Source organism: Nocardia xishanensis NBRC 101358 (assembly GCF_001613365.1).
In the GTDB taxonomy this organism is placed as follows: Bacteria; Actinomycetota; Actinomycetes; order Mycobacteriales; family Mycobacteriaceae; genus Nocardia; species Nocardia xishanensis.
In genome coordinates this window covers 352,330-365,944 of the sequence record NZ_BDCF01000002.1, presented here as the reverse complement: position 1 = coordinate 365,944, position 13,615 = coordinate 352,330, and the positions used below count along the sequence as shown (strand labels likewise).

The 13,615-nt window shown below is 67.9% G+C and carries 13 protein-coding genes; 10 read left to right on the top strand and 3 right to left on the bottom strand.

What is annotated here, in order from left to right; translation table 11 throughout:
• Positions 1 to 256 precede the first annotated feature (256 nt).
• On the bottom strand, positions 257 to 1,216 hold the full coding sequence (locus NX1_RS03985) for a phosphotriesterase family protein (protein ID WP_068053753.1): 960 nt from the start codon (positions 1,214 to 1,216) through the stop codon (positions 257 to 259).
• Entirely contained in the window at positions 1,213 to 2,724 is a 1,512-nt protein-coding gene (locus tag NX1_RS03980) for an AMP-binding protein (protein ID WP_068053750.1), read from the bottom strand. Before NX1_RS03980 ends, NX1_RS03985 begins: the two co-directional genes overlap by 4 nt.
• A gap of 413 nt (positions 2,725 to 3,137) precedes the next feature.
• Here NX1_RS03980 and NX1_RS03975 point away from each other — a divergent pair, with 413 nt between their 5' ends.
• From NX1_RS03975 to NX1_RS03935, 9 genes are all read left to right on the top strand, one after another.
• Entirely contained in the window at positions 3,138 to 3,320 is a 183-nt protein-coding gene (locus tag NX1_RS03975) for an MspA family porin (RefSeq protein ID WP_068053747.1), read from the top strand.
• Between the two features lie 82 nt (positions 3,321 to 3,402).
• The gene (locus NX1_RS03970; RefSeq protein WP_068053744.1) at positions 3,403 to 4,362 is read left to right on the top strand and encodes an ABC transporter ATP-binding protein; all 960 of its coding nucleotides are present in this window, start codon (positions 3,403 to 3,405) and stop codon (positions 4,360 to 4,362) included.
• Positions 4,362 to 5,351, top strand: a complete 990-nt coding sequence (locus NX1_RS03965) for an oligopeptide/dipeptide ABC transporter ATP-binding protein (RefSeq protein ID WP_068053742.1) — start codon at positions 4,362 to 4,364, stop codon at positions 5,349 to 5,351. Before NX1_RS03970 ends, NX1_RS03965 begins: the two co-directional genes overlap by 1 nt.
• Positions 5,348 to 6,880 carry an ABC transporter substrate-binding protein gene (locus NX1_RS03960; RefSeq protein WP_068053735.1) on the top strand — a complete coding sequence of 511 codons (1,533 nt, stop codon included), beginning with the start codon at positions 5,348 to 5,350 and terminating at the stop codon, positions 6,878 to 6,880. Before NX1_RS03965 ends, NX1_RS03960 begins: the two co-directional genes overlap by 4 nt.
• 47 nt (positions 6,881 to 6,927) lie before the next feature.
• On the top strand, positions 6,928 to 7,854 hold the full coding sequence (locus NX1_RS03955) for an ABC transporter permease (RefSeq protein ID WP_169812174.1): 927 nt from the start codon (positions 6,928 to 6,930) through the stop codon (positions 7,852 to 7,854).
• Complete coding sequence (locus tag NX1_RS03950) at positions 7,851 to 8,744, top strand: ABC transporter permease (protein ID WP_068053729.1); 894 nt, start codon at positions 7,851 to 7,853, stop codon at positions 8,742 to 8,744. Before NX1_RS03955 ends, NX1_RS03950 begins: the two co-directional genes overlap by 4 nt.
• A gap of 114 nt (positions 8,745 to 8,858) precedes the next feature.
• A complete protein-coding gene (locus NX1_RS03945) occupies positions 8,859 to 9,497 on the top strand; it encodes a TetR/AcrR family transcriptional regulator (protein WP_245668306.1) in 639 nt (212 codons plus the stop codon).
• Positions 9,498 to 9,679: 182 nt separating this feature from the next.
• Positions 9,680 to 10,498 (top strand): SDR family oxidoreductase, encoded by an 819-nt coding sequence (locus NX1_RS03940; protein WP_068054246.1) that lies wholly within the window; start codon positions 9,680 to 9,682, stop codon positions 10,496 to 10,498.
• A gap of 161 nt (positions 10,499 to 10,659) precedes the next feature.
• Positions 10,660 to 11,340, top strand: a complete 681-nt coding sequence (locus NX1_RS03935) for a TetR/AcrR family transcriptional regulator (RefSeq protein ID WP_068053726.1) — start codon at positions 10,660 to 10,662, stop codon at positions 11,338 to 11,340.
• A gap of 7 nt (positions 11,341 to 11,347) precedes the next feature.
• Here the strand turns inward: NX1_RS03935 and NX1_RS03930 are convergent, their stop codons facing one another.
• Entirely contained in the window at positions 11,348 to 12,112 is a 765-nt protein-coding gene (locus tag NX1_RS03930) for a crotonase/enoyl-CoA hydratase family protein (protein ID WP_068053723.1), read from the bottom strand.
• A gap of 279 nt (positions 12,113 to 12,391) precedes the next feature.
• Between NX1_RS03930 and NX1_RS03925 the strand changes: the two genes are divergently transcribed.
• Positions 12,392 to 13,609, top strand: coding sequence for an acetyl-CoA C-acetyltransferase (locus NX1_RS03925; protein ID WP_068053717.1), 1,218 nt, complete (start codon positions 12,392 to 12,394; stop codon positions 13,607 to 13,609).
• Positions 13,610 to 13,615: the final 6 nt, after the last annotated feature.

The window sequence follows — 13,615 nt, the reverse complement described above, 5'->3', positions numbered from 1 at the left end:
CGGGGCGTGGTGGTCGCTCCCTGCTCCCTCTGTCCATGGCGGCCGGTCTCGCGGCTAGTGGAACAGAGCCGCTGCGCGCGTCAAGGTTCGGGTCGGTCGGTGTCGGGTCGATCGTCCTCCGTGTGGCCGGTGCGGCGTGGACAGGGTGGTGGTTCCGCCGCACCGGGTGCGGTGGTTCGCGCGGCCGCGGCGGTACGAAGGCCGACGTATCCGGCTGCGCCGTGGCGCGCCGACCACCCGGAGCAGGCCGCGCCGCTCATTTCTCGAAGTAGCGACGCGGATTGCGGACCAGGATCGCGTCGATGTCGTCGTCGGTGAGCCCCTTCGCCAGCAGCGCGGGGATGACGTCCTCGCTGATGTGGCGATAGTTCCACTTGGGCGCCATCTGGGTTTTGGCGTCGTGCGGGAACCAGTCGATGAAGCAGGCGGCGTCGTGCGCGATGACGACCTTGTCGCGATACCCGCGACGAACCAGCTCGACGATCGTGTTCACCCGGTCCTCGAAGGGCAGCAGAATATCGACGCCGAAGCGGTCCATACCGAGCAACGAACCCGCGTCGGCCAGTTCGGTCAGGTACTCGAGATCGGTGGAGTCACCGGAGTGCCCGATCACCACGCGGGTCAGATCCACTCCCTCCTCGGCGAGCACCCGCTGCGCGACGAGACCGGATCGGGTGTGCGGGTTGGTATGCACGGTCACCGGAGCCCCGGTGCGCACCGCGGCCTGTCCTACCGCGCGCATCACTCGTTCCACGCCGGGAGTCAGGCCGGGTTCCTCGATGGCGCACTTGAGGAATCCGGCGCGGACACCGGTGCCCGCGATGCCTTCGGTCAGGTCACGGACGAACAGGTCGACCATCGGCTCCGGCTGGTCGAATATCAAATCCCGTCCGCTGTAATGGAATTGGAACGGCACATCGTTGTACGTGTACACCCCGGTCGCGACGACGATCTGCAATCGCGTTCTGGCCGCGATCCGCTGAATGCGCGGAATGTAGCGGCCGAGTCCGAGCACCGTCGGATCGAGGATGGTGTCGATGCCGAGCGAATGGAGTTCCACCAATTGGGCGACGGCGTCGTCGATGCGCGCGTCCTCGTCCCAGTCGCCGTAGTTCTGCTGGAACTCCGTGCCGAGCACGAAGACGTGCTCGTGCACGAGCACGCGACCGAGCTCGCTCGAGTCGATGGCTCCGGTCACGGTGGGTACCAGTGTCATCGGGAGGCCTTCTCCGGCGCGGCGGCGAACACGCTGACATCGAGCGCGCGCTTGAGAATCTTGCCGGTGGCGCCCTTGGGCAGCTGGTCGACGAAGGCGAAGCGGTGCGGGACCTTGTAGGCGGACAGGCGTTCCTTCGCCCAGGTTCGCAGCTCCTCCGGATCGAGTCGCGTTCCCGCCGCCGCGGCGACGACAGCCCCGACCTCCTCGCCGTAGTGGTCGTCCGGGATGCCGATGACCGCGACTTCCACGATCTCGGGGTGCTCGTAGAGCACCTCCTCGACCTCACGCGGATAGACGTTGTATCCGCCGCGAATGATCAGGTCCTTGGCGCGGTCGACGATATAGACGTAACCGTCGGCGTCGACGCGTCCCAGGTCGCCGGTCTTCAACCATCCATTGGACAGTTCGGCGGCGGTGGCGTCGGGGCGGTTCCAATACCCCTTCATGACACTGGGCCCGCGCAGGAAGAGCTCACCGACGGTGTCCGCGGGTAGCGCGTTGCCTTCCGGATCGCGCACTTCGATCGAGGTTCCCGGCAGCGCGGTTCCCACCGATCCGATCCGCTGCTCACGATCCAGCGCGTTGTAGGTCGCGGCGCCACTGGATTCGGTGAGTCCGTAGCCCTCCAGAATGGTGCAGCCGAACCGATCCGAGAACGCGCGGATGACCTCGGCGGGTAGCGACGCCCCGCCGGAGGCGGCCAGGCGCAGGCTGGCGAAGTCGTCCGGCCCGTAGTCACCGGCGGTGTGCAGCATGGCGTTCCACATCGTCGGCACGCCGGAAACCACGGTGAGGCGGTGGTCTCTGATCATCTCGATCATCGCCTGCGGATGGAAGGGCGACACCATCGAGAACGAGCATCCCGCGTGCAGTGCGGTAATGAGGCACACCGCTTGGCCGTACACGTGGAACAGCGGCAACCCGGTGCCGAACCGTTCGTCCGGCGTGAGCCGCAGTTGGTCGATGAAGATTCGCGCGGTCTCGATCAGGTTCGAGACGGTGAGCTCGACGCCCTTCGGCTTGCCTGTGGTGCCCGAGGTGTACAACAGGATCGCGGTGTCGTCTGGGGCGCGCCGGACCGGTTCGCCGACCACCCGCGTCGGCTCGGTGAACGCGCCGGGTTCGAGCACCAGCAGCGGAATCTCGCGCTCGGCCGCCGCCTGCCGTGCCGCGGCCTGCGCTCCGTGCCAGGCGATGGCGAGCCGGGCGCCGGAATCGTCGAGCACATAGCCGATTTCGGGCGCGGTGGCCATGGTGTTCACCGGAATGGCGACGGCCCCGACGAGGTGGGCTCCGAGGTAGGCGACGACGAACTCGGGGACGGTCGGCGCAACGAGCAGCACGCGGTCGCCGGCTGCCACGCCGGAATCGGTGATAAGGCCACCGAAGGCGGCGCTGCGATGTGCGAGGTCGAGATAGGTGATGCGCTGGTCCCCGGTGCGCAGCGCGATGGCGTCGGGGCGCTCGGAGGCGTGCTGCCAGAAACGGTCGGCGACATTGGTCATGGCACATCCAGACAGGTAGAGACCGGCTATGGAAAGGCGTGTGACGGGGGTCACGTCCGAAGGCACTCTATCTGAATTTGGTGTCAACTTCAATCGCCAGGAGTGACGGGAGCGCGGGCGAGACCGCCGGAAACACTCGGCGGGAGCTCTATTGAACTTGACGCCAAATTCAATTAGAGTCCGGCCAGCCGATGTGTTGGTCGTCACACATTGCATCCTTCGGCGGCGCAGGCAGGCGACCATCGCTCGCGGTGTACGACGCGGGCGACGCGATGAGAGATTCGCGATGACATCGGTGACGTGGTGTGCGGCGTACGTCGCGCCGCGCGAGGGGTATCTCGATGCCCGCCACCGCATTCGACCGAGATGAGGGTCAATTCTTATGAGGTTCACCTCCACTGTTCGGCGACGAGGTGCATCTGCCCTACATCCAGTTCCGCGGCCCGAGCGGCAGCGTGACCTGGAAGAACTCGACCATCGCACTGAGCGGATGCGCGGGCTACGCGCAAGCTCGCTCGTTCGTCCGGGTGGAGGTCGACACCCCGCGCGCCAGGGAGATCGTCGTCTTCTGGGGACAGCCCTTCAGTCTCGGCTGATCCCGCGCCGCGGGCCCGGTGGCGATCGGCAGGTCGATCGCCGCCGGAACATGTTGGCCGACAGGAAGATCGAGAGAAGAATATGGCCGCCTTGCTGAGGGTGGAAAAACTGTCGCTGTCGTTGCCCACGGTGGGCGGCCTGCTCCGCGACGTCGGGTTCGAAGTGGCCCCCGGCGAAGTCGTCGGGCTAGTGGGGGAGAGCGGCAGCGGGAAGACGCTGACGGGGCTCGGCGTCCTCGGGCTCCACCCTCCGGGTGCCCGGGTGACGGGCCGTATCGACTTCTGCGGCGAGGATCTCCTGACGGCGACGCCGGACAGGTTGCGCGCCCTGCGCGGCCGCGAAGTCGGCATGATCTTCCAGGAGCCGCGGTCGTCGCTCAATCCGGTCATGACTGTCGGGCGTCAGATCGCGAATGTGCTTCGGGCGCACGAGAAGATGACATCCTCCCAGATCGGCGCACGGACCGCGGAGTTGCTCGAAAAGGTCGGTCTGGCCGATTCGGGGCGCCTGATTCGCTCCTATCCCCACGAGCTGTCGGGTGGCATGTGCCAGCGGGTCATGATCGCGATGGCATTGGCGTGCAGGCCCAAACTGCTGATCGCCGATGAACCGACGACCGCGCTCGATGTCACCATCCAGGCGCAGATTCTCGAGCTGCTCAGGGGGCTCACCGCTGACGAGGATCTGGCCGTGCTGCTGATCAGCCACGACATCGGCGTGATCACCGAGCTCTGCGATCGCGTCGTCACCATGTACTCGGGAGAAGTCGTCGATATCGCCGCTCGCGACGAGTTGCTGCGCCGTCCGGCGCACCCTTACGCACAGGCGTTGCTCCAGGCATCGAGTCGCGACACCACGCCGGCGGTCGTGCGGTCGGCGCACGAGTCCCCGCCAGACGGGAACGGGTGCGTTTACCGAACCCGGTGCCGGTACGCCATAGATGCCTGCCGGACGACACATCCGGATCTGATCGGCGACGCCGGCTCGGCGACGCGCTGCCTGCGCGCCGGCGACCTCGAACTGACCGGGTTGGTGGCCTGATGACCGAGATCCTGATGAACGTCCGCGATCTGGTCGTCGACTACGGCGGCGGCGCCGACCGGTTGCGCGCGGTCGACACTGTGAGCTTTTCTCTGTACCGCGGCGAAACGTTCGCCGTGATCGGCGAATCCGGATCGGGAAAGACCTCCCTGGCCCACGCTCTCGCCGGAATCGTCGAGCCGGCCGCGGGATCGATCGACCGCGTCCCGGGCGCGCACGGTCGCACCGCGGGGGCATCCCACGTGATCTTTCAAGATCCGCGGTCGGCGCTCGACCCTCGGCTCGCGGTCTGGCAGTGCGTCGCCGAGCCGATGGCGCCGCGCCGGTTGCGGATACCGCGATCGACGCGCCCGGCCGCGGTCGAACTGCTGCGCCGGGTCGGACTCGGCGACGAGCTGGCCGACCGCAAGCCCGCGCAGCTGTCCGGCGGTCAACGGCAGCGCGTGACCATCGCCCGGGCGGTGGCCTCGCGCGCGGAGTTGATCCTGTGCGACGAACCGGTCGCCTCACTGGACGTTTCCCTGCAGTCCGAAGTGCTCGCGCTGCTGGCCGAACTGCGCGACGAGCACGGGCTGACCTACGTATTCATCTCACACGACCTGGGTTCGGTGGCGCGCATCGCCGATCGAGTCGGCGTCATGTACATGGGCAGGCTGGTGGAGCTGGGACCGACCGCGTCGGTGCTCGAATCGCCACGGCATCCCTACACCCAGGCACTGCTCGCGGCCGTGCCCCGGCCGACTCGGGTGCGCCGGGAAAGGCGCGGGCTGCTGCTGCGGGGCGAGATTCCCGATCGACGTAACCCCCCGTCGGGCTGCCGATTCCGCACGCGGTGCCATCTGGCCACCGATCGCTGCGCGACGACCGCCCCCGTACTGACCGACGACACCGAAAGCCATTCGGCAGCATGCCATTTTCGCCAGGAAGCCATCGACGCCTGGCAATCCGCGCTTGGTCCCGCCGCGGACCGGAAAGAAGAATCGCGATGAACCGAAAACTGATCGCCGCCGGAGCGGCTGCCGCACTCGCCCTCGTACTGGGCGCCTGCGGCGGCGACCCCTCCGCGTCCGCGCCCGACCCGAACGCGAGCATCAAGGTCGCCACGCGGCAGACGCCCAGCTCGCTCGACCCCTGCCGGGGCAACTCGGGTTACGACCTGACCTATCTCAAGCTGCTCTACGCCCCGCTCATCGACACCGACCCGCAAACTCTCGCACCCCAACCGGGGATCGCCACCTCGTGGGAGTTCGCCGGAGCCGACAAACTCACCTTCACGATGAAACTCCGATCGGGCCTGACGTTCCACGACGGCACACCCGTGGACGCGGAGGCGGTGAAGGCCAGCATGCAGCATTGTCTCGGCACCGGTCTGGTGTCCGTTCCGTCGATCAAGAGCATCGACGTTCAAGGCACGGACACAGTATCGATCAAGTTGAGCAGCCCGACTTCCGGGCTGCCCGGCTACCTCAGCACCCGTCTGGGTTTCGTCGTCTCGCCGGCCGCGCTGCGCCAGTACGGTGACGAATTCGGTAACCATCCCGTCGGCGCCGGGCCCTACCAGTTCGCGCGCGCGGTGCCCAACAGCGAATACTCCTTCACGAGGTTCGCCGGTTATCAGCCGGTGAGCGACCCCGCACCGCGAGCGGCGGGCATCGATATCGCGATCATCACCAGTGACACGGCACTGACGAACGCCTTGACCTCCGGGACAGCGGATTTCGCCTTCGGGATCGGCGAATCCGCTGCGCCCGCGCTCGAGCGCCTGCCCGGCATCACCGTGGACCGGCATCGGCAACTCGGCTTCACCGCGGTGGTGATCAACACCAAGAACCACCCGGTCGACGACCCGAAGGTGCGGTTGGCGATGGAATACGCGTTGGACCGCAAGGCCATCGCCACGGCCGCGCTGAACAGCGACGCGGGCACCCCCGCCTGGTCGGTCTACCCGCCGGGGGCGACCTTCCACGATTCCGCCACCGACAACGCCTGGCCCTACGATCCGGACAAGGCGCGGCGGTTGCTCGCCGAGGCCGGCTACCCGGACGGCGTGCATGTGCGAGGCATCGCCGCCGCCGCGCCGCCGTTCTCCACCAACGCACTGCTGGTCGCGGAGCAGTGGAAAGCGGTCGGCATCGACGTCGAATTCACCAATGTTCCCGGTCCGCAGGCTATTTCGCAGTTCGTAGCGCACAACGGCGCGGACGTCTTCAGTGTCGGATGGCCTTCGCAGGCGTCGGCGCCGCTCAACTACAGCGCCCTGCTCGGTCCGACCTCCTACTACCGGCAGAATGCCGCGCCGAATCCGCAACTCGACCAGCTCATCGCGCAGCTCAACAACACCTACACCGACGGCGAACAGCTCGAGGTCGTCAAGAAGATCAACCGGATCATCGTCGAACAAGCCGAATTCATCCCGCTCTACCACGGTCCCGCGGTGGTCGCCTACACGCAGCGCGTGCAGGGAGTGGTTCCCTCGCTGAGCGGATCGCCCGAACTCGCGTACCTGGCCGTGTCATGAAGTGGATCCGTCGTAGACGGTCGGTTGGCCCGGTACTGGGGCGATCGGTGTCGATCCTGATCACCGCGTTTCTGACGACGGTGATGACCTTCGGCCTGATCCATCTCGTGCCGGGCGGGCCCGCCGAGGCGCTGATCGGTGTGAGCAGCACCGATGTCGATCCCGCGGTCATCGAGCAGCGGCTCGGTCTCGACAAACCGCTGTACGAACAGTACCTCCGGTGGTTGAGCGGCGTGGTCCACGGCGACCTCGGGACCTCCCTGGTGAACAACGCGCCCGTCGCCGATCAGGTGCTGCACCGCTTGCCGGTCAGCGCGGAACTCGTCGGGCTCGCGTTGGCGCTGTCGGCCGTTATCGCGGTGCCGCTCGGTGTGTGGACCGCGTATCGGGCGGGCCGCCGGTCCGACGGGGTCGTTCGCGCGGCGTCCGGAATCGGCCTCGCGGTCCCGGAATTCTTCTTGGCCATCGTCTTGATCGACGTGTTCGCCGTCGGCCTCGGGTTGTTTCCGGCTTTGGGTTATGTGCCTTTCGGCAAGGACCCGGTGGCGAATCTGCGCCACCTCGCCCTGCCCGCGGCGGCACTGGCGGCGGGCGCGAGCGCGATCGTGGTGCGTCAGGTACGTGCCGCGATGATCGACGCGCTGTCGAGCGAATACGTGCGCGCCGCGCGGGCCATGGGCTTGCGCGAGCGCACGATCGTGTGGCGTTACGCGCTACGCAACGTGTCGACGACCGTCGTGACGGTGTACGGGCTGCTCGCGATCGGTTTGCTCGGCGCCACCGTTGTGCTCGAGCAGATCTTCGTGCTGCCCGGCATGAGCGGCGCACTGGTCACCGCCATCGAGACTCGCGATTATCCGATGCTGCAAGGCATCGTGCTGACCTACGTCGTAATCGTGCTCGGCATCAACCTGGTGGTGGACGCGGCAACTGGATTCCTGGATCCCCGGCTCCGAGCGGAGGTGAACGCATGAGCACCGTGACACTGGCCGCCGGAACTCGCTCGACCGGTGACACCCGGCGGCGGTCGCGCGCCGGGTTCTGGCTCGCCCTCGCGATTCTCGGCACCCTGATCGTGCTCGCGGCGCTGGCGCCGCTGGTGACGCCGTACAGCCCGACCGACCAGGATCTGACGAACAGGTTCGCCGGGCCGAGCGGTGCGCATCTGCTCGGGACGGACAGCTACGGCCGGGACGTGCTGAGCAGGCTGATCTGGGGCGGACGGTCCTCCTTCGTCGCGGTCACCATCGCGGTCGGCGTCGGGCTCACGGTCGGGCTGCCGTGGGGGCTCGGCGCCGGATACGGTCCGGCGTGGTTGCGAATGTTGTTGCTGCGCGCGGCGGATGCGTTCCTGGCGTTCCCGGCGCTGGTACTGGCCGTGGCCATCACCGGCGTGCTCGGACCGGATCTGGTGACGGCCATGTGCGCGGTCGGCATCGTGTTCGCTCCCGTCATCGCGCGGCTGACCGCAGGAGGAGTGGCGCAGGTCAGGCGTTCGGAGTACGTGCTCGGTGCGCAGCTGGCCGGCTGCCCGACGCATGTCACGCTGCTACGGCACGTCCTGCCCAACGCGGTGGGACCGGTGATAGTGCAGGCCACGCTTTTCTCCGGACTCGCGTTCGTCATCGAAGCCGCGCTGTCGTTCATCGGCCTCGGCATCCAGCCGCCGACGCCGAGCTGGGGTGGCGATTTGAACAACGCCTACCAGCACATACTCGGCGCCCCGAATCAGGTACTCGCACCGGGTGTGCTGATCGCGATCGTGGTCATGGCCACTTATCGGATCGGCGACGAAGTTCGAGATCGCTTGTCCGGCCTCGGCTCGGCCCCGGCGGCCGAACAGTCCAGGAGGGAAGCCGAATAGCACTGGTACGGGCCTACTTCGCGCGCATTCCGCAGGTGCGTCCCACACTGCCGGGGCGGTGATAACGTGAACACGTCAACCGTCCCTTCGACCGACAGTGAGTGGCCAGCGTTGGTGTCCGAGCCCGTTGTGAGCGAGGCCGAGCCTCGGAAAGGCGTCCCGCGCACCAAGCGCGGCGAGCGCACGCGCACCGCGTTGATCGCCGCGGCGCGCGAGGTATTCGAGCGCGACGGGTATCTCGACGCCAAGATCTCCGACATCTCCAAGGCCGCCGGGACGGCATCGGGGTCGTTCTACACCTACTTCGACAGCAAGGAAGAGATCTTCGCCGCGGTGGTCGAACAGGTGCAGGAGGAGATGCTGCACCCGCACGTCCGGGAGCGCACGGGCGTCACCGACCCGCGCGACCTCATCGAGGCGGCCAACCGGGAGTATCTCCGCTCGTACAAGCGCAATGCGCGCCTGATGGCGGTGTTCGAGGAAGTCGCCCTGATCAACGAGGACTTCCGCAGGCTGCGCATCGAACGAGGCAAGGCCTTCGCGCAGCGCAACGCGAAGATGATCAGCGAGCTGCAGGAATCCGGCCGGGCCAGCGCGGACCTCGACCCGATGATCACCGCGCACGCCTTGTCGGTGATGGTCAGCCGGATGGCCTACACGGTCTTCGTCCAGAATCATCGCATCCCGTTCGAGAAGCTCGTCACCACTCTGACGCAGCTGTGGGTCAACGCGCTGCGGCTCGACTCGGACTGATTCGCGCTCGCCGGACTCTGCTTTCCCGGGTGATGCCCGGGCCGCGTGCCAGCTCCTTTTCCGTCGTCGGCCACCCTTGCCCAAACTTGAATTTGACGTAGGATTCAAGTTTGTTGGATGCTCGGCCCGGCGTGGCCGACGGGTGATCGCTCGCGCCAGGGGAATCCCGGAAGGAGATGTTCGTGAAGGTCGCTGGAAGAACGGCAATTGTCACCGGAGGCGGCGGCGGGATCGGCGGCGCGATCGCGCGGCTGTTGGTGCGCGAGGGCGCGCGGGTCGTGGTCGCCGATCTGGACGCCGGTGCGGCCGAGTCCCTCGTTCGGTCCATCACGCAAGATGCCCCCGGCTCCGCGGTGGCGGTCGGGGCGGATGTGTCCGACCCGGCGCAGATCGGCGGGTTGATCGCCCGCGCGGAGGACGAGTTCGGGCCGGTCGACCTGTACTTCGCGAACGCGGGCGTCGTCGGACCGGTCGGACTGGGCGACGACGCGGGCTGGAACACCGCGATCGATGTGAACGTCAACGCGCACGTGCGGGCCGCCCAGCTGCTGGTCCCCGGCTGGCTCGAACGCGGTGAAGGGTACTTCGTGAGCACCGCCTCCGCGGCGGGCCTGCTGACCCAGATCGGCTCGGCCGCGTACGCGGTGACCAAGCACGCGGCCGTCGGGTTCGCCGAGTGGCTGTCGGTCACCTACGGCGACAACGGAATTCGGGTGAGCTGCCTGTGCCCGATGGGTGTCGAGACGAAGCTGCTGCGCGCGGGCGCCGAGTCGGGAGACGCGCTCGGCGCGGCGGCGACCAGGGCGGTCACCACCGCGGGTGCGGTGCTGAGCCCGGACGAGGTCGCGACGGTGGTGCTGGAGGCCGTCGACGCCGAACGCTTCCTGATCCTGCCGCACCCCGAGGTGCTCGAGATGTACCGCGGCAAAGGGGCGGATTACGACAGGTGGCTGGGCGGCATGCGCCGCTACCAGGCCGCCCTCTTGCAGACGGCGGAGTGAATCGACCACCCCGGGGCGGTGCGTGCCGCCCCGAGGTGATCGAACGGTGTGGGCCGGACTCCGGGGCGGCTGGTGCGCGCGAAACTTGATGATGAAGTCAGGTTCGATTAGCGTTTCACCTGGATGCGTCAGGAAATCGAGAGACGAGAGCGAGGGAAGTGATGACCAGAACGACCCCGGATGACGTCGCGGCGGAGGGCATCCCCTCGCTCGCCGACACCTCGGTCCTGCGCGACCTGCCGAGCACGGCGCGCGGTGCGCGAACGCGCGCGGCGCTGGTCGCCGCAGCTCGCACGGTGTTCGAACGCGACGGCTATCTCGAGGCCCGGCTGTCCGACATCGCCGCGGAAGCGAAATGCTCGACCGGGTCCTTCTACACCTATTTCGCGGGCAAGGAGGAGATCCTGCAAGCGGTGCTCGACCTCGCCCAGAACGAGATGCTGCACCCCGGCTTGCCCCGGCTGGAGCCGGACGAGGCCTCACCCGCCGCGGTCATCGAGGCGAGCAACCGGGCCTACTTCGAGACGTACAAACGCAACGCGAAGCTGATGGCCATCCTCGATCAGGTGGCCGCCATCGATCCGAAGTTCCGTGCGGCTCGCCGGCGTCGCAGCCGCGCCTTCTGGGAGCGCAACGCCCGCTCGATCGCGCAGCTGCAGGAGCGCGGGCTGGCCGATCCCGAGCTCGATCCCCACCAGGCGGCGCGAGCGCTGTCGGGCATGGTGGGCCGGATGGCGTACTACGCGTTCGTCCTGGGGGAGGAGGCGAGCATCGACGAGCTGGTACGCACCGCCACCCGTTTGTGGGTGAACGCGGCGCGCATCGGAGCCGCGGCCGGCTGAGCGCGGATCAGGCGCCGCGCCAGACGGGCGGGCGCTTCTCGGCGAACGCGCGCGCTCCTTCGAGCGCGTCCGCCGAGGTGTTGACAATGCGGACGATCTCCAGCTGGGCTCGGAACGCGTCCGCGTCGGTGTATCGAATGGCTTGGGAGAGAACTTGTTTCGTCCCGCGAATGGCGAGCGGTCCGTTCTCGGCGATGCGGGCGGCCAGCGCCTCGGCCGTCCGGATGGCCTGTCCGGGTTCGGTGATCGCGTTGACGAGGCCGAACTGGTGCGCGCGGACCGCGCCGAGGGTGTCACCGGTCAGGGCGATCTCCATCGCCAGCTGGTAGGGGAGCGTCTTCGGCAGCCGCAGGACGCCGCCGCCCGCCGCGATCAGACCTCGTTTCACCTCGGGAAGACCGAACTTGGCGTCGGTGGCCGCGACGATGAGGTCGCACGCGAGCGCGAGCTCGAAGCCGCCCGCCAGTGCCCAGCCCTCCACGGCGGCGATGAGCGGTTTCGCCGGCGGTCGCTCGGTGAGGCCGCCGAATCCGCGTCCCGGCAAGACCGGATGCTCGCCGCCGTCGGCGAAGGCTTTAAGGTCCATCCCGGCGCTGAACGTGCCGCCTGCGCCGGTGAGGATGCCGACCGCGACGTCGGGCCGGGCTTCGAATTCGTCGATCGCGTCCGCCAGCGCCCGGGCGACCGCGCGGTTCACCGCGTTGCGCGCCTCGGGGCGGTTGATCGTGATGGTGGCAATGCCGTCGGCGAATTCGGTCAGTACGACGCTCACCGCTGACTCCTCTCGGGGGTCTTTCGTGGCCGCCGCGGCGCGGCTCGGCCGGGTGAGGCCCACCGTCCGCGTGGTCGGCCGTGTCGCGGTGACGCTAGCGAAATCTGAATTCGAGTTCAACATCGTGTCCGCTTCCGCGCCATGACCTGGTCTTTCACGCCTTTCGTGAGGCAAGTCACAGGCGTTTTCCGGGGTGGTCGGTATTGACGCGGCGGCACCCGTCCCGCAAGGTGGCGGTAGAAAGTAAGCGCTTAGTAAGTTCCGCAGGAAGGTTGGGCCATGCCCGAAGCCGTCATCGTTTCCATCGCCCGGTCGCCGATCGGGCGGGCCGCCAAGGGCTCGCTGAAGGACATCAGGCCCGACGACCTGGCCGCGCAGATCGTGCGAGCGGCGCTGGCGAAGGTCCCCGAGCTGGATCCGGCCGCGATCGACGACCTGATGCTCGGGTGCGGCCAGCCCGCGGGCGAGTCCGGCTTCAACCTGGGAAGGATCGTCGCGGTGCTCGCCGGCCTCGACGGGGTGCCCGGCACCACGGTCAACCGCTACTGCTCGTCGAGCCTGCAGACGACCCGCATGGCGCTGCACGCGATTCGCGCGGGCGAGGGCGACGTGTTCATCTCGGCCGGTGTCGAAACCGTCAGCCGGTACGGCAAGGGGAGTGCGGACGGCTTGCCCGGCACCCAGAACCCGCTGTTCGACAACGCGGTCGAGCGAACCGCGAAACTCGCCGCGGGGGGCCAGGAATGGGCCGATCCCCGGCTCGACGGCCTGCTGCCCGACGTCTACATCGCGATGGGCCAGACCGCCGAGAACGTGGCGCAGTCCGAGGGTGTCACCCGCGAGGAGCAGGACGCCTTCGGCGTGCGCAGCCAGAACCTGGCCGAGATCGCCCTCGCCAAGGGCTTCTGGCAGCGCGACATCACGCCGATCACCCTGCCGGACGGCACCGTCGTTTCCGCCGACGACGGCCCGCGCGCCGGAGTCACGCTCGACAAGGTCGCCGCGCTGCAACCGGTGTTCCGGCCCGACGGGACGGTCACCGCTGCCAATTGCTGCCCGCTCAACGACGGCGCCGCCGCCGTCGTCATCATGTCGGACACGAAGGCCGCCGAACTGGGGCTGACGCCGCTGGCGCGGATCGTCTCGACCGGCGTCAGCGCGCTGTCGCCGGAGATCATGGGACTCGGCCCGGTCGCGGCGTCCGAACAGGCGCTGGCCCGCGCCGGGATGACGATCGGCGACGTCGACCTGGTCGAGATCAACGAAGCCTTTGCGGCACAGGTCATTCCGTCCGCCAGGAGGCTCGGCGTCGACCTCGACAAGCTCAACATCAACGGCGGCGCGATCGCGGTCGGCCATCCCTTCGGGATGACCGGCGCGCGAATCACCAGCACCCTGGTCAACTCGCTGCAATTCCACGACAAGCAGATCGGCCTGGAAACGATGTGCGTCGGCGGTGGCCAGGGCATGGCCATGGTGCTCGAACGACTGTCGTGACCGTGG